The sequence below is a fragment of the Pseudomonas sp. McL0111 genome (assembly GCF_052567255.1).
In genome coordinates this window covers 2,711,285-2,728,209 of the sequence record NZ_CP199585.1, presented here as the reverse complement: position 1 = coordinate 2,728,209, position 16,925 = coordinate 2,711,285, and the positions used below count along the sequence as shown (strand labels likewise).

15 protein-coding genes are annotated in these 16,925 nt (G+C 58.6%); 2 read left to right on the top strand and 13 right to left on the bottom strand.

Annotated elements, in window-relative coordinates:
* Positions 1–30 precede the first annotated feature (30 nt).
* From ACTWLJ_RS12500 to ACTWLJ_RS12475, 6 genes are all read right to left on the bottom strand, one after another.
* The gene (locus tag ACTWLJ_RS12500) at positions 31–1,365 is read right to left on the bottom strand and encodes a KamA family radical SAM protein (RefSeq protein ID WP_445181016.1); all 1,335 of its coding nucleotides are present in this window, start codon (positions 1,363–1,365) and stop codon (positions 31–33) included.
* 24 nt (positions 1,366–1,389) lie between these two features.
* The gene (gene yfcF, locus ACTWLJ_RS12495) at positions 1,390–2,034 is read right to left on the bottom strand and encodes a glutathione transferase (protein WP_445181015.1); all 645 of its coding nucleotides are present in this window, start codon (positions 2,032–2,034) and stop codon (positions 1,390–1,392) included.
* 215 nt (positions 2,035–2,249) lie between these two features.
* Entirely contained in the window at positions 2,250–2,735 is a 486-nt protein-coding gene (locus ACTWLJ_RS12490) for a cupin domain-containing protein (protein WP_445181014.1), read from the bottom strand.
* An 80-nt stretch (positions 2,736–2,815) separates the two neighbouring features.
* Positions 2,816–3,313: a RidA family protein gene (locus ACTWLJ_RS12485; protein WP_401217014.1), complete on the bottom strand. Its 498-nt coding sequence runs from the start codon at positions 3,311–3,313 to the stop codon at positions 2,816–2,818.
* A gap of 39 nt (positions 3,314–3,352) precedes the next feature.
* Entirely contained in the window at positions 3,353–4,621 is a 1,269-nt protein-coding gene (locus ACTWLJ_RS12480) for an ATP-grasp domain-containing protein (RefSeq protein WP_445181013.1), read from the bottom strand.
* A gap of 35 nt (positions 4,622–4,656) precedes the next feature.
* On the bottom strand, positions 4,657–5,757 hold the full coding sequence (locus ACTWLJ_RS12475) for a hypothetical protein (RefSeq protein WP_445181012.1): 1,101 nt from the start codon (positions 5,755–5,757) through the stop codon (positions 4,657–4,659).
* Positions 5,758–5,880: 123 nt separating this feature from the next.
* On the opposite strand from ACTWLJ_RS12475, the gene ACTWLJ_RS12470 reads away from it, so the two are divergent.
* A complete protein-coding gene (locus tag ACTWLJ_RS12470) occupies positions 5,881–7,299 on the top strand; it encodes an aminotransferase-like domain-containing protein (protein WP_445181011.1) in 1,419 nt (472 codons plus the stop codon).
* 81 nt (positions 7,300–7,380) lie between these two features.
* Here the strand turns inward: ACTWLJ_RS12470 and cyoE are convergent, their stop codons facing one another.
* The 7 genes from cyoE to hmpA all read right to left on the bottom strand — a co-directional run bounded on the left by cyoE (position 7,381) and on the right by hmpA (position 14,983).
* Positions 7,381–8,268 carry a heme o synthase gene (gene cyoE / locus ACTWLJ_RS12465; protein ID WP_401216999.1) on the bottom strand — a complete coding sequence of 296 codons (888 nt, stop codon included), beginning with the start codon at positions 8,266–8,268 and terminating at the stop codon, positions 7,381–7,383.
* A gap of 11 nt (positions 8,269–8,279) precedes the next feature.
* Entirely contained in the window at positions 8,280–8,615 is a 336-nt protein-coding gene (cyoD, locus tag ACTWLJ_RS12460) for a cytochrome o ubiquinol oxidase subunit IV (RefSeq protein WP_221731491.1), read from the bottom strand.
* Positions 8,615–9,238 carry a cytochrome o ubiquinol oxidase subunit III gene (cyoC, locus tag ACTWLJ_RS12455; protein WP_401216997.1) on the bottom strand — a complete coding sequence of 208 codons (624 nt, stop codon included), beginning with the start codon at positions 9,236–9,238 and terminating at the stop codon, positions 8,615–8,617. The genes cyoD and cyoC overlap by 1 nt, the downstream gene beginning before the upstream one ends.
* Positions 9,239–9,241: 3 nt before the next feature.
* Positions 9,242–11,272 carry a cytochrome o ubiquinol oxidase subunit I gene (gene cyoB / locus ACTWLJ_RS12450; protein WP_445181010.1) on the bottom strand — a complete coding sequence of 677 codons (2,031 nt, stop codon included), beginning with the start codon at positions 11,270–11,272 and terminating at the stop codon, positions 9,242–9,244.
* 3 nt (positions 11,273–11,275) lie between these two features.
* On the bottom strand, positions 11,276–12,217 hold the full coding sequence (gene cyoA, locus ACTWLJ_RS12445) for a ubiquinol oxidase subunit II (protein WP_445181009.1): 942 nt from the start codon (positions 12,215–12,217) through the stop codon (positions 11,276–11,278).
* An 825-nt stretch (positions 12,218–13,042) separates the two neighbouring features.
* Positions 13,043–13,552, bottom strand: coding sequence for a disulfide bond formation protein B (locus tag ACTWLJ_RS12440; protein ID WP_401220359.1), 510 nt, complete (start codon positions 13,550–13,552; stop codon positions 13,043–13,045).
* 249 nt (positions 13,553–13,801) lie between these two features.
* Positions 13,802–14,983, bottom strand: coding sequence for an NO-inducible flavohemoprotein (gene hmpA / locus ACTWLJ_RS12435; RefSeq protein WP_445181008.1), 1,182 nt, complete (start codon positions 14,981–14,983; stop codon positions 13,802–13,804).
* 163 nt (positions 14,984–15,146) lie between these two features.
* Between hmpA and norR the strand changes: the two genes are divergently transcribed.
* Complete coding sequence (norR, locus tag ACTWLJ_RS12430; protein WP_445181007.1) at positions 15,147–16,706, top strand: nitric oxide reductase transcriptional regulator NorR; 1,560 nt, start codon at positions 15,147–15,149, stop codon at positions 16,704–16,706.
* The last annotated feature ends 219 nt before the right edge of the window (positions 16,707–16,925 follow it).

Sequence of the window (16,925 nt, the reverse complement as noted above, 5' to 3'; positions counted from 1 at the left end):
CTCTTTTCTCTCCTTGGATGTTCATGGGGCCTACGCGCTTTGCAGCAACACGGGTATCAATTCAGGCGTTGCCGGAGCATCGGTCTCAAAGAAAAACCGCTGTTCACCGAAGGCCGGGCGCAACTCATCGAACCAGGTCGCCTGCGGGTCGAACCGTGCATAGAAAGTGCGCAACACCCACTGCGGATCGCGTGCCTGAAGAAACTGCAAGACGAAGACTTTTTCCCCGGCGACGGTCTCGATGCCGTTGATCAGAACCTTGCCGTAGAAGGTGCTCATGGACGGCCCGCGCACCGTGCGCGCCAGCCCGGAGACCGTGCGATAGGCCGCCTGAAAAATCTCGAAAGCGCGGGCCAGCGGCATCGCGAAGTAGTGGCTCGGCCCGGTGTCACGCTCGACGAACATGTAATAAGGAACCGCCCCGAGGCGCACACCTTCAGTCCACAACGTCGCCCAGTCCGCCGGGTTTTCGTTGATATGGCGAATCACCGGCGCTTGCATGCGCAGGGTCGCGCCGGTCGCACGAATATTCGCCACGGCTTGTCGGGCAATGTCCTGCTGCAACTCCACCGGGTGGTTGTAGTGGCCCATGATCGACAGGTTTTTACCGGCAGCGATGATGTGCCTGAACAGTTCCAGCAACTCGGGCGCATCCTTGTCGCTGACAAAGCGCTGCGGCCAGTACGCCACCGACTTGGTGCCGATGCGGATGCTTTTCAGGTGCGGCAACGCCAGCAGCGGCTCGATGTAACCGGCCAGCGAGCGGGTGTTCATGATCATCGGGTCGCCACCAGTGATCAGCACATCGGTAACTTCAGTGTGCTGTTTCAGGTAGCTCACCAACTCCTGGGATTCCTTGGCGTTGAACTTCAATTCTTCCTCGCCAATGAACTGCGCCCAGCGGAAACAGAAGGTGCAGTAGGCGTGACAGGTCTGCCCGGCACCGGGGAAAAACAGCACGGTCTCGCGGTACTTGTGCTGAATGCCCGACAGGACTTTGCCGTCGAGCGTGACGCCGTTGTGCGTCAGTTGCCCGGCCGGGTGCGGATTCATCCGCAGCCAGATCGCTTCGATCCGACGCTTGATCGCTGCCGGGTCGTCCAGCTCGATCAGCCGTTTCAGCGCCTCGTACTCGTCCGGCAGCAGCATGTCGCGGTGCGGAAAGGTCATGCGGAAAATCGGATCATCCGGGATGTTGTCCCAGTCGATCAGCGTGCTCAGCACGTAGTCGTTGGTGCGAAACGGCATCACCCGCGCCACCACAGTCATGGCTTCCTGCAAGGCTGGCGTGAGTTTTTGCCAATACGGCGTGTCGCGAATACTGCGTGAGTTGTAGGGTTTGTAGCGTTCGGCAAGTCCGTTCATGACAGCGCTCCCTGACTGGCCAGATTAGTGTTGCGGCGCGAGGCTGCGCGGCTGATCCAGCCACGCCTGCACGCTGTCGCGCTGCCATTGGCGGCGCACGTAATCGGCCAGTTGCGCCGGCATCGGATCACCATTGGCCAGCAGACGGTTGAGCATGATCGCCAGGTCGGTGTCGGCAATGCTCCACTCGCCAAACAGATGCTCGACGCCCTCCTCCAGCAATTGCGCGGCGACAAAGTACAAGCGCTGCACCGCGCTCTGCGCATCGGCGGACAACGGCGTATCACGCGGACCGAAGTAAATGAGGTCCGCCGGGCGCTCCTTGCGAATCACCAGCAAGTCGCTACGCAGCCACGCTTGCAGCTGCCGGGCACGAGCGCGCTGGCGCAGATCCTGCGGCAGGAGTTTCAGATGGCTGGGGGCGATTTCGTCGAGGTACTCGGCAATCGCCGAGGACTCGGACAAGGCGAAGCCTTCATGGACCAGCGTCGGGATCTTGCAGGTCAGGGAAAGATCGCGATAAGCCGCAAGATAGTTATCTCGCGCCTTCAAATCGACGGTAACAATATCGAATGAAAGTTGTTTTTCCTTGAGCCCGACAAATGCCGACATTGCAAAAGCACTGACAAAGTCCGCCCCGACATACAACTTAAGCTTTGCACTTTCCATGAAACACTCCTGTGTATTAAGCGCAGTCAAGCGCACCACTAAAAGCGGGTGCGAAGGTTTGCTTGAATGCCTTGGAAGTGATCCTAGTAAGTTGCATAGAGGCTGAACAGATACAGAATTTGTCTGTTTGTATCGATACAGGATTTAGTTCAACGAACAGTAAAAAAAACCATAAAAAAAGGAGCCATCGGCTCCCTTGTCGTTAACGCCCAGCGTCAGGCCGGGCTGGTGATCAGCCCATGGCTGTCGGCAAAATTGGCCAGCAAGGCCATTTGCGGCATGTTGCTCAGGTTGAGCATTGCCAGTGGTTCATCACCCTCGCTGTTGCTGAAACCGTGGGTGGTCCAGGCCGGAACCAGCAGCACATCGCCGGGCCCGACCTTTACAGGCTGGGCCTCGCCGAGGGTCAGGCTGCCGTGGCCGGACTGGATGATGAACAGATGCCACCAGGCGTGGGCATGCCCTTTGAGCCCGACACCGGGGTTGAGCCATTGCATGGCTATGGCCATCCCGGGTGTCACTTCGCAGCCCATCAGGCTGGGGGCTGATGCGAGGGCAACGATGTCCACATCGTCACTTTCGAGGGACTGACGTATATCCGTCAGTTGCGCGCTGCTCCAGACTTTCGGGCTGAGCGGACGATGATGCAAACTTCGCCGAAAGTCCTTGTAGGAAAAGAATTCACCCCTGATACCGCTCATGTAATCCTGCCTGTTATCAATAACTTTGTTGGCCAACACTAGTTGAGCAACCTTTCCCTGTAAAGTTATATAAGCAGCACTTACAACGCCGAAGGTCGCAATGCAGCAATCATGTCCACTTCAATTGCCGCGTTTTTCGGTAGTTGATAAACACCGATGGTGGTACGGGTATGTTTACCCGCTTCGCCCAACACACGAGTGAATACATCGGACGCACCGTTGGCCACTTCGCTCAGGTCGACAAAATCGGCGGTGGATTTGACGTACACCGTCACCCGCAGCAACGATTTGATCTTGTCCAGCGAGCCGATCGTATCGACGATCAACGCCAGCCCGCGCATTGCGCTGATGGCCGCCGCAGCCTGGGCATCGATCAGGTCCAGTTCCAGGCCAACCCGGCCGGGATAATGGATTCTGCCGTTCATGCGCGGCACCAGACCGCTGACGTACAGTTCATCGTGATGGCGTATCAGCGGCGCGTAATGGCCACCGGCGGTGTTTTCACCATAGATGTCATAGTCCATCTGCTTGGCCAGCGCGATAAAACGCTCATCACAGGTCTGCTTTTCTAAAATCATCGACTTCACCCTCTGAATCACTACTACAAAATTTTCCCGTCAACCGGCCAAGGCCAGCGCGGTGACTTCGATCCGCGACTCGATGGCCTCGGCCAGTCGCTGCAAGTCGTCACTGAGCTGCGGGTAATCGCGGTTGAACAACACGATGTGGCCGACAAACGCGGTGTTGTCCTGCACCAGTGCGGTCACCGAGTCGCCGATCTGCTTGGCGTAGGACGCCTCCAGCAGTTCGATGCCTAGCGCGGCGGCCAGCGCCTTGATGTCCGGTGCCGAACGCAGAATGCCGCCGGAAGGCGAGCGCAACAGGCGAATCCCGCAATGACCGCGAGCAACCGGCACGTGTGGCCTGACGCGGCCCTCCACTGCCCAGCGCACCCAGCGTTCCCATGGATCAAAATTGATGAATGCCTCGCGGGCCAGATCCCAGATGTGCATGCCACCGGGGCGCATGTTGGTTTCCACGGCAGAACTCAGGCCGTCGCTGCGCAAGAACACTTCGTTGTGCCAGGCACCGTTATTCGCCGACACCAGTGCAGCCATGTGCTGCCCGGCAGCCATCAGGCGCGTCTGCACTTCGGCGGACAACGGCGCGGGCACCACTTGCTGGATCTCGGCGCGGTAGGCGCCATCGGTGGTGGTTTTCTCGGTGATCCAGGTGCTGCCCGCGACGTCATCCCAGCTGTACTCGCGGGCATTCTGGACCAGCTCTTCGAGGACGATGCCGCCTTCGCGATAGGGCTTGAGCGCCTGCCAGACGTCTTCGCATTCGGCTGGATGATGGATCACCCGGCAACCCCTACTGGCGCCTTCGCAAGCGGGTTTGATGAACGCTTTACCGCCGAGGGCGATGACCCGTTCACGCAATTGCGCGAGGCTGTCGATGCGCATCGAAACCACCGGGCGATAGTCCGCCGGAGCTGAATCGGCGCTGGCTTCGAGTTGACGGAAGATCTGCTTGTCGAGCCCGGCTCGCGCTTCAGCCGGAGCAATGCCCGGCAGGTCGAAATGCTTGGCTAACGCCGCGCCGAGCAACACGCCGCGATCAGAAAACGGCAGCACACCGAGCAACTTCCACCGGTCGGCACTCAGGCAATCGGCGACCAATTGCACTGAGTCGGATACGTCCTGCTCGGCAAATGACGTGGTGCAAACGTGATCGGCCACCCGGTGATCGTCCGGGTGAATCTGCTCGACCAGCAACACCAGCCGCGCGTGGTACAGGCGATGGCACAACTCGCGCAGCTTCTGAATATCGTTGACCCGGTTACCGTTGTAACCGACCACCACCATGCAAGATGTCGTGTTCATAACTACCTCTGACTGCGTGTAGGTAAACCACTGAATCAATCGTGCAACGCTGCGTTGGAGCGACGGACCATCCAGTACCAGGCGAGAATCCCGGCAGCACCGAGCAAGGCCAGCAACAGCGCGTTATACGGCGCCGGCACCACCCGCATGACGAGCACGGTCAAACCCGCGCCGACGCCCAGCGAGACCTCTTTGACGAACATGTTGTTTTGCTTGACCGAGAAGTAGTCGAGGTAGCTGAACGCGCACTCGGCGATCGACAGCAGCGCGACCCAGATCAGCGCACCAAGCAAGGTCTCGACATGGAATGCGGAGGGTGTCGACAGCACGGCGAAGCCACCGACGATGATCGCGATCACGGTGACTACCTTGAAGCGTCCGGTGCGTTCGATCAGGTTCATCACCGGCACTTGAGCAAACACCACCACCGCGCTGTTGACGATCAGCATCAGGCCGTACCAGGTCGGCAGTTCACCGGTCTTGAGCAGGATCGCCTGAGGCAGGATCGAGAACACGCCGAACAGCTTGATGCCCATGATGATCCCGGCGATCACCCACGGCAGTTTGTTGCGCCAGCCACTGCCTTCCTGAGTCGTCGGACGGGCCACGCTCGGTTCGATGCTGAAGGTCGCGCCTAGGGCAATCGGCAGGCACAGCAGCACGAATGCCGCAGCGCCAAGGAAAAACATGGTCGGCGTGAGCAGCGGCGACAACAGGATCAACCCCGCCACCAGACTGCCCATGTTCATCGCGACCCGGTTGTAGGCCGCGCCTTCCTTGGTTTGCGCCGCTTCACTCTTGATCAGGTAACCGGCAATCGCGATGCCATAGGCGAACAGCGCGGCGGCAAACATCACCATTCCTTGATTGCTGGTGAGTGCCAGCAGCACCAGCCCGAGGCTGGCGCACAGTAGCGTCACGCTCAGTGAGCGGCGACCGAGAATCAGCAGGGTCAGCGGCAGCAGTAACAACAAGGCCCGGTAGCCGAGGGCGAGAATGCTGTTGGTGGCGGTGTCGAGCCAGACGTTGGCCTTGCCCAGCACCGCGAACAGCGACACAGCGGTGATCATGCGGATCACGAACAACCGCACGTTGATTACCGGTTTGGCGACGGCAACCGTTGTTTCAATACTCATTGCAAAACCCCTTACCACCACAATCGAAAAGTCTGTAAAGCGATGGTAGAGACGCGTACGTGTTCCGGTCAGAGCAAGTTCGTATAGAATCCAACGAAGTTTACTGTCGGAGAGACCAGTAAAATGCAGGTTCAACGCGCCGTGATCGCCGCGATCGAGTTCCAGCCGGGTGTGCCGCTGGTGCAGCAGATCGTCGATCAACTGTCCCGGGCCATCAGCACTGGCGGCCTGCCCCACGGCGCCAAGCTGCCGCCGATCCGCGAGCTGTCGGAGCTGATGAACGTCGGCAAGTCGACGGTGGTCGACGCCCTCGACCGCTTGCGCGCCAAGGGTCAGGTGGTATCGCGTCAGGGTTCGGGGCATTACGTGCACCGCGCAAGCAGCTCGATGCCCGGTGGCAAAGGCCCGGATCTACAACCTCAGGACACCCTCAGCGTGGTGCGCCGCGCCCTATTGCTGGACAACGGCGCGCTGCGTCCCGGCTGCGGATTTCTGCCATCCTCGTGGTTGCCCGCCGAAGAACTGCTGAAAGCCGTGCGCGGCACCTTGCGTGCGACCACGCTGCGCATGGGCGAATACGGCGTTGCCGGGGGATATCCGCCGCTGCGTCAGGCGCTGCGGGTGAAACTGGCAACCTTCGGCATTGAGGTGCCGGTCGATCAGATCATCACCACCGCCAACACCATGCAGGCCATCGACCTGCTGATGCGGCTGTTGATCAAGCCCGGTGACACCGTGGTGCTCGACGACCCGTGCTACTTCAACCTGCACGCCAATCTGGCGCTGCACGGGGCCAAGGTCGTCACCATCCCGCGCGATTGCGATGGCATGGATCTGGACGCATTCGAACAGTTGGTCATTACCCATAAACCGGTGCTGTACATGACCAACAGCACTTTGCATAACCCGACCGGTCACTCGTTCTCGCCGGCGCAGGTCTACCGACTGGTGGAGTTGAGCCACCGCTACGGCTTCCACATCGTCGAAGACGACTTGTACTGCGACATCCAGCAACGCCGCACGCCGCGACTGGCAGCGAGCGGGCTGGACAACATCAGCTACGTCTCGGGATTCTCGAAAACCCTGACCGCCAACAGCCGGGTCAGCTACGCAGTGCTTTCGCCAGCCCTCGCGGCGCGGATGATTGCGCTAAAGATGGCCTGCGGTGGCGTCACCTCGGAACTGGCCGAGCAAATCACCTGCACCATGCTCAACGACGGCAGCTACGCCAAACATGCGCGGCGCACCGTGGATCGTCTGTACGAGTCCAACAGCCGGGTAGCGAGCTGGCTGGTCGAGGCCGGTTGTTCGGTGTCTTCGTTGCCGGGCGAAGGCCTGTTCATCTGGACCCGCCTGCCCGCCGGCAAAAACGCCGAGAGCCTGGCCCGACGAGGTCTGGATAATGATCTGGTACTGGCACCGGGAACCCTGCTGAGCAAAGCCGCAGACGCCAATAACCACCTGCGGTTCAACGTGGCGCACAGTGATCACGTGCAGGTGCGGGAGAGGTTTTTCCGGTTGTTGGATGAACATAACCAGTAACCGCTGCGGCAACTCGAAAAACAGCCAATAAAAAACCCCGCGCATCTCACGATGGCGGGGTTTTTACTGTTGCCTGCAACCTTACGGCGCGTACGTCAGCAGCAGTTCGGCTGGCACCTTGAAGTCCAGGGACATCATGACGCTCAACGCAGTGATGGTGAAGATCGAGAACACGAACAGCTTGCGTGCCCAGACCGTGTCATCCACCGCTTTGTAGCCGGTCCAGGCCATGTACAACCAGTACATGCCCATGGCCGCGGCCACTGCGAGGTAGCTCATGCCGGCGTAACCGCTGAAGGTCAGCATCAAGGTCGCCACGAGGAACGCCAGGATGTAGAGCAGGATGTGCTTCTTGGCCACTTGAATCCCGCGCTTCACTGGCAACACCGGAATCGATGCAGCCAGATAATCGTTGAAGCGGAAGATCGCGATGGCGTAGGAATGCGGCATCTGCCACAAGCTGAACATCACCAGCAGGGTCAGCGCGGCCATGTCGAAGCTATTGGTTACGGCCACGTAACCGATCACTGGTGGCATGGCGCCCGACAGACTGCCCACCAGCGTGCCGTGAACCGACTTGCGCTTGAGGTACAGGCTATAGAAGCCGACGTAGATAACGAAGCCGATTACGGCGAACAGGGCAGCCAACGGGTTGGCCACCTTGTACAACAACGCAACGCCGAGAACACCCAGGACGGTCGCATAGATCAGGGCCAGTTTCAGGGAGATCAAGCCCTGAACCAGCACGCGGTTCTTGGTGCGTTCCATCTTGATGTCGATGTCGCGGTCGATGCAGTTGTTGAACACGCAACCGGAGGCGACGACCAGGGACGTGCCGATCATGGCTGCCAGAAACACGGCCAGATCGACATGCCCTTTCGAGGCCAGGAAGAACCCGCCTGCCACAGAAAGCACGTTACCGAAAATGATCCCCGGTTTGGTGATTTGGATAAAGTGCTTGAGCGACATTCGGGTCTACCTCACTTCGCCATCATGTACGTGTGGATGCTGAACATGATCCACAGCGACAGGCCAACCAGCAGCACGATCACAATCGCGGCGAACACGAAGGCAATCACGTTGTTACGTTGCGCAGCCGAACGATCCAGGTGCAGGAAGTACACGAGGTGAACAACTACCTGGATCACGGCGAAAGCCAGAACGATCATCAGCGTGATCGACTTCGGCAACGACGGGTACATCACCAGCGCAAACGGAATTGCAGTCAGGATTACCGACAGGATGAAACCGATCGCGTAAGACTTGACGCTGCCGTGGCTGTCGTCGTGGCTGTCATGGGAGTGTGCGTTAGCCATTACAGAGTCCCCATCAGGTAAACAACGGTGAATACGCAGATCCAGACCACGTCCAGGAAGTGCCAGAACAGGCTCAGGCAGCTCAGACGAGTCTTGTTGGTTGCGGTCAGGCCGTGCTTGTTGACCTGGTACATCATGATGCCCATCCAGATCAGACCCGCCGAAACGTGCAGACCGTGGGTACCGACCAGGGTGAAGAACGCGGACAGGAAGCCCGAACGGCTAGGACCGTAGCCCTCGGAGATCAGCAGGTGGAACTCGTTGATCTCCATGGCGATAAAGCCAGCGCCGAGCAGGAAGGTCATGAACAACCAGCCCAGAACCTGCTGCTTCTTGCCTTTGAACAACGCCAGCATGGCGAAGCCGTAGGTGATCGAACTGAACAACAGCAGAGCGGTTTCGCCCAGCACGTATGGCAGTTCGAAGATGTCGTGGCCCGCCGGGCCACCCGCTACGTTGTTTACCAGTACCGCGTACACCGCGAAGATCGACGCAAACAGAATGCAGTCGGTCATCAGGTAGAGCCAGAAACCGTATACGGTCATCTCGCCCGAATCGTGGTGATGGTCATCGTGCCCATGTTCACCATGGGCGTGTCCAGCATTGGTCACTAAATTCGACATGGTTTAAGCCTGTTCCAACGAGGTTTCAACACGGGTGGCGGAAGCCGGGATTTTCCCTGCCGCGACCAGACGCTTGTGCTGCTCGGCTTCGATACGCTCGATCGTTTCAACCGGAACCATATAGCCCTGGTCGTCACGTGCAGCGTGGATCACGAAGTACACAACGGTGCCGACCAGACTTGCGATCGCCAGCCACCAGATGTGCCAGATCATCGCGAAACCGAACACGGTCAGCAGTGCGCCCATGACCACACCGGTAGCGGTGTTGTTTGGCATGTGGATCGGCTCGTACTTGGCCGGAGCCTGGTACGCAGTACCGTTTTCCTTGGCTTCGGTGAACGGGTCGATGCAGTCAGCCTTAGGCAGCACAGCGAAGTTGTAGAACGGAGGTGGCGACGAGGTCGACCATTCCAGAGTGTGTGCATTCCACGGGTCACCGTGATCGCAGATGTTCTCTGGCTTGTTGCGGTCACGCACACTGACGTACAGCTGAATCAGTTGGCAGGCGATACCGGCAGCAATCATCACCGCACCGAACATGGCAACGTACAGGTACGGTACCCACTCAGGGTTGGTGGTGGCGTTCAGACGACGGGTCATGCCCATGAAGCCCAGTGCATAGAGCGGCATGAACGCGACGAAGAAGCCCGAGATCCAGAACCAGAACGCTGCTTTACCCCAGCCTTCGTGCAGCTTGAAGCCGAACGCTTTCGGGAAGTAGAACGCGAAACCTGCGATGTAACCGAATACCGCGCCGCCGATGATCACGTTGTGGAAGTGAGCGATCACGAACAGGCTGTTGTGCAGTACGAAGTCAGCACCCGGGATGGCCAGCAGTACGCCGGTCATGCCGCCGATGGCGAAGGTCACCATGAAGCCCAGGGTCCACAGAACCTGGCTGGTGAAACGCAGACGACCCTGGTAAATCGTGAACAGCCAGTTAAATAGCTTCACACCCGTCGGGATCGAAATCAGCATCGTCGCCAGACCGAAGAAGGCGTTGACGCTGGCACCCGAACCCATGGTGAAGAAGTGGTGCAGCCAAACCATGAAGCCCAGTACCGAGATCGCGCCCGAGGCGTAGATCATCGAGTGGTGACCGAACAGTTTCTTGCCGGTGAACGCCGAGATCACTTCCGAGAAGATGCCGAATGCCGGCAGGATCAGGATGTATACCTCAGGGTGGCCCCACGCCCAGAACAGGTTGACGTACATCATTGGATTGCCACCAAGTTCATTGGTGAAAATGTGGAAATCCATGTAACGGTCAAGGGTCAGCAGTGCCAGGGTAGCGGTCAGGATCGGGAACGAAGCCACGATCAGAACGTTTGCCCAGGTGCAGGTCCAGGTGAAGATCGGCATGTCCATCAGTTTCATGCCAGGGGTACGCATTTTCAGCACGGTGGCGAGGAAGTTGACCCCCGTCAGCGTCGTACCTAACCCGGATAACTGTAGCGCCCAGATGTAGTAGTCCATCCCTACGCCAGGACTGTATTGCAGACCCGACAGCGGTGGATAGGCAACCCAGCCGGTCTTGGCGAATTCGCCGACGCCCAGGGACAGGTTGATCAGTACTACGCCGGAAACCAGCAGCCAGAAGCTCAGGGAGTTCAGGAACGGGAACGCAACGTCACGTGCGCCGATCTGCAGCGGCACTGCAAGGTTCATCAGGCCGGTGAAGAATGGCATCGCCATGAAGATGATCATGATCACACCGTGAGCGGTGAAGATCTGGTCATAGTGTTCAGGTGGCAGGTAGCCAGGCGAACCTTCAGTGGCCATGGCCAACTGGGTACGCATCATGATGGCGTCGGCAAAACCGCGCAGCAGCATGACCATGGCGACGATGATGTACATCACGCCGATTTTCTTGTGGTCAACCGAAGTCAGCCACTCGGTCCACAAGTAAGTCCACTTCTTGAAGTAGGTGATTGCAGCGAACAGCGCCAGACCACCGAGCGCGATCATGGCGATGGTAATCATCACGATCGGTTCGTGGAACGGGACCGCTTCCCAACTTAATTTACCAAACATCGTTTACTCCTCTGCCCCGGCAGCTGAATGCGAACTCGATTCGATTTCCGTTGCCGCCACTTCTTTCTCTTTCTTCTCGTGCTTCAGCGGCTTGCCAGGTTTCATGCCTTCGTACTTGTCGACGATGATCTGGAACTGGTTAGGCGTGACCGAGGAGTAGAGCTCGACTGGGTTGTTCTGGCTTGGCTTGGAAAGGGCTTCGTATTCAGCTTGATCAAGCTGTTTAGGTGCCTTTTTGACTTCACTTACCCAAGCGTCGAAATCGGCCTGAGAAGTTGAGATAGCCTTGAATTTCATGCCGGTGAAACCAGCACCGCTGTAGTTGGCGGAGATACCGTCCATTTCAGCGTTGCGATCGGCGATCAGGTGCAGTTTGGTCTGCATGCCCGCCATCGCGTAGATCTGGCCACCCAGGCCCGGGATGAAGAACGAGTTCATCACGGCGTCGGAGGTGATCTTGAAGTTGATTGGCGTGTTGGCCGGGAACACGATCTTGTTGACCGTGGCAATGCCTTGTTCCGGGTAGATGAACAGCCATTTCCAGTCGAGCGCGACCACTTCGATGGTCACCGGCTTGACGTCGGACTGGATCGGACGATACGGGTCCAGTTCGTGGGTCGAAATGTAGGTGATGTAACCCAGCGCGATGATGATCAGAACCGGGATGGTCCAGACCGCCACTTCGATTTTGGTCGAGTGCGACCATTTCGGGGTGTAGACGGCGTCAGTGTTGGACGCACGGTACTTCCAGGCGAACAGGAAGGTCATGACGATAACCGGCACAACGACCAACAGCATCAGCAGCGTGGCGGTGATGATCAGGTTGCGCTGTTCCAGGCCGACCTGGCCCGTGGGATTAAGCAGGGTCATGTTGCAGCCTCCCAGCAACAACGTGCCGAGCAGCGGCACTAGGCCTAGTAATCTGGGGTACCTGTTTTTACTCATCTCACGACCTCTAAAGCAGCTTGCGCAATGCAGTTGGGTTTTGATCGCCAACACTTCACCCTGCCAAGGGTTGGCATTTTCTTTGGATTGAATAAGGGCCGCCCGTCGCGCGTCAGACGCTCGACAAATCCTGGGACAGCGGTGAGTTCTTATTCGAATTCGTGGTCAAAGGCCTTGTTACAGACCAATTCCATTTGGTGCGGAAAGTTGGAAGGCACCGACACCTGGGTGGCTCGCAAAGCCTTACGGCCGCTCGACACCCGACTTCCTGATCAGTTCCTTAATAAAGGCTGAACAGTGCCGGGAATTCAGTGCGGGCGATTGTAGATAGGTAGCGCCCTATACACCATGTCTTATCCCGAAATAATTTTTATCCATTTGAGCAACAATCCATCGCCATTTTTGCAAAAGTGGCCCATGTTATCGAAATCGATTCGCAACAAAAACGCCAAAAAATGTAGGTGTACCCGCCTCAGTTCAGACAGCACTGACGGCTTTCACTCAGCAGCGGATCAGCTCAAGCCCCGATATTCCAAGGGCTCTGGCCATTTGCCGAGGGCTGTTAAAAGTGCCTGTTCTGGCACTTGCGTTCAAAAACATACAAACGCTGAAACAGACCAATCCTTTTGTGTAACAGCACGCCAATCCGCACTTGCCGAAGTGCCTGCGACACGGCGCGTGTGACAACATGTCGCACACCTGCCACACCCTTCATTGCCGTTCGTCACGGCACTTTCACAATCGCTATGAAATGCACAACGCCCCGATTCTCGAAAGCGAAAATCGGGGCGTTTTGTGTATCGGCACAGACGCCGAAAAGTTGATTCAGCTCAGGTTTTTTCGGTTACGCGAAGTCAGCAGCGGCACCAGGATCACCACCAGCACGAACGCCACCAACGCCCATTGCGCCAGCGACAGGCCGAGGATCGGCGGGTACGGCGTCGAGCAGAAGCCATCGACCTGGAAGCCCAGCGGGAAGATCTTCGCCAGCGGCAGGCCATCGACAATCGGCTGCAACACGTCGATGCCACAGCTGACTGCCGGGTAGAACTGGGTGTAGACGTGATGCCCGGCAACCCCGGCCCCGGCAATCGCGCAGATCACCACCAGCACTTCGAACACAGTGATGCTGCGTCGGGTGCGCATGCCCGCACCAATGAACGCGAACAGCGCAATCAGCAGCAACGCATAACGCTGCAGGATGCACAGCGGACAAGGCGCCTCACCGAGAACGATCTGCATGTACAGCGCCCCACCGATCAGCGCCAGACAGATGATCCCCAACAGCACCAGAAAGCGCCGCTCACGGCCCAACCGAATCGTTTCCTCGCTCATCGCGTATCCCTTTCATATCCATGGTCCAGCCGGCGAACGGCTGAAGGTTGCCCGCAAGTCTACACGCGGGACATTACGCCGCGCAGTAGCGGGGGAATAAACGATAAACCGGTTAAGTAACGATTAACCTCACGGCATTTATTTGGGCCAACGCCAATCGCCAGCAGGCTGGCTCCCACATTGGATCTGCGGCGAACACAAATCCTGTGGGAGCCAGCCTGCTGGCGATTGGGGCAACTCGGTATCAGATCATTCCAGCGCAGAAGCCGGGCCGAAGAACTCGTAACGGCTTTGCTTCTCCGGCACACCCAGTGCTTTCAGATGCCGCTTGATCGCGCCCATGAAACCTTTCGGCCCAAGGAAGTACGCGTCCAGATCACGCTGCTCCGGCAACCACTCGCCCAATTGTTCAACGCTCAGCAGGCCAACCTTGTCCGCCGCCGGGCTCACGCCATCGTCTTCGGCGTAGCAATAGAAGCGCTTGAGTTGCGGATGACGCGCGGCCAAACCATCGACCCAGTCGCGGAACGCATGGACGCTGCCATTGCGTGCGCAGTGGATGAAATGCACCGGACGCTCAGTCTCCAACGCCGCTTCGAGCATCGCCAAAGTCGGAGTGATGCCGACGCCGCCGCTGATCAGCACCAAAGGCTTGTCGCTGGCCGCCAGGGTGAACTCGCCCGATGGCGGAAACAGTTGAATGCTCGCGCCGACATGCAGTTGGTCGTGCAAGTGGTTGGAGGCGCGACCACCCGCTTCGCGTTTGACGCTGATGCGGTACTGACCTTTATTCGCCAGAGCCGACAGCGAATAGTTGCGGCGGATTTCTTCGCCATCGAGGATCAGCTTCATACCGATGTACTGACCTGGCTCGGCTTGCAGGATCGGGCCTTTGTCGGCAGCTTCGAAGTAGAACGAAATGATCTCCGCGCTCTCCTCGACCTTGGCCGCGACGATGAACTCCCGCGCCCCGCGCCATCCGCCAACCGCTTGTTCTTTCTGGTCATAGATCGCGGTTTCGGCGCCGATCAGGATATCCGCCAGTTGGCCGTAAGCCGCACCCCAGGCGCTCATCACTTCAGGCGTGGCGATTTCGTCGCCGAGCACTTCGGAGATGGCGCGCAACAGGCAGGCACCGACAATCGGGTAGTGCTCCGGCAGAATTTGCAGCGCGACGTGCTTGTTGATGATCTTCGCGACCAGATCGCCCAACTGGTCGAGCTGATCGATGTGCCGTGCATACATCAACACGCCGTTGGCCAGAGCGCGGGGCTGGTCACCGCTGGCCTGGTGAGCCTGGTTGAACAACGGGCGGACTTCCGGGTATTCGGAGAGCATCATGCGGTAGAAGTGAGTGATCAGCGCCTCACCGCCGCTTTCCAGCAGGGGCACGGTAGATTTGACGATGGCACGATCCTGGACGCTAAGCATAAGGGTGACTCCTGAGCTTTCTTGAAAAGATGCCTTATACATATCAGTAACCATGCCAACTTTTTAATCCATATAAATCAATAACTTAATATCATAGTAGTCAAATAGACCCGGATGCTCGTATAGTCATAGCGACTACATCATGTCCTTTTGACTACTGACCATGTCTGCCAAATCCCTGCTGACCGCCCTGCTCCCACTGGTTTCCGACCTGTCCCGCGAACTGCCGGAAGGCGAGCGCTACCGACGCCTGCTCGAAGCCATGCGCGCCTTGCTGCCGTGCGACGCCGCCGCCCTGCTGCGCCTCGACGGTGAATGGCTGGTGCCATTGGCGGTGGACGGCTTGAGCACCGACACCCTCGGTCGCCGCTTCAAAGTCGACGAACACCCGCGTTTCGAGATTTTGCTGGCCGGCGCCGGCCCGACTCGCTTCGCCGCCGACAGCGATTTGCCCGATCCGTATGACGGGCTGGTCGATGGCCTCGACGAACATCTGGAAGTTCACGACTGCCTCGGCTGCCCGCTGTTCGTCGATGAAAAACTCTGGGGGCTGGTCACCCTCGATGCCCTGGATCCCGAGCGCTTCGAACCGATTGAACTCGACGCCCTGCAAGCCTTCGCCAGCCTCGCCTCGGCCACGGTCAACGCCGCCGAGCGCATCGAACGTCTGGCAAATCGCGCCGAACACGAGCATCAACGGGCCGAGGTTTACCGTCAGGCCAGCGGTCAGCAGAACCGCGAGATGATCGGCCAGAGCAAGGCGCACAAACGGCTGGTGGAAGAAATCAATCTGGTTGGCGGCAGCGACCTGACCGTGCTGATCACTGGCGAAACCGGGGTCGGCAAGGAACTGGTCGCACAAGCCATCCACGCGGCATCGCCCCGCGCCGACAAACCAATCATCAGCCTCAACTGCGCAGCCTTGCCGGACACGCTGGTGGAAAGCGAACTGTTCGGCCACGTGCGCGGCGCTTTCACCGGCGCCACCAGCGACCGTCGCGGCAAGTTCGAACTGGCCAATGGCGGCACACTGTTTCTCGATGAAGTCGGCGAGTTGTCGCTGACCGTGCAGGCCAAACTGCTGCGCGTGTTACAAAGTGGCCAGTTACAGCGATTGGGTTCGGACAAGGAACATCAGGTCGATGTGCGTCTGATCGCCGCGACCAACCGAGATCTGGCCGAAGAAGTACGCAGTGGCCGCTATCGTGCCGACTTCTATCATCGCCTCAGCGTGTACCCGCTGCTGGTGCCGGCCCTGCGTGATCGCGGGCGCGACGTGCTGCTGCTCAGCGGTTTCTTCCTTGAACAGAACCGTTCGCGCATGGGCCTTAATAGCCTGCGGCTGAACAGCGAAGCGCAGGAAGCCCTGCTTGCCTACACTTGGCCGGGTAACGTGCGCGAACTTGAGCACCTGATCGGGCGTAGTGCGCTGAAGGCTTTGGGCAACTGCAAAGTCAGGCCGAAGATCCTCAGCCTGAGCGCGGCGGATCTCGATCTGCGGCATGAGCTTGTGGATAACTCGCTGCAGCCTGCTGCTGCGGTGATTGCTGCCGCGCCACTGATCGGCGGCGACTTGCGGACGGCGACCGAGGCCTATCAGCGTCAGTTGATCACGGCGGCGCTGGAGCGCAATCAGGACAACTGGGCCAGTGCGGCGCGGGAATTGGGGCTGGATCGGGCGAACCTCGGCCGGATGGCCAAACGCCTGGGCATGAAAGATTAAAGGCACACCCTGTAGCTTGCTTGATGACCTGTGGTGAGGGGATTTATCCCCGTTGGGTCGCGCAGCGGCCCCAAAAGACGGGACTGCTGCGCAGTCCAACGGGGATAAATCCCCTCGCCACAGGTGCAACAGTCAGAGATAACATCGCCCGACAACTGACCTAAAGCCCAACCTTTTGACGCCGATAACCCGGCATCAATAGTTTCTGGCGATACCCAC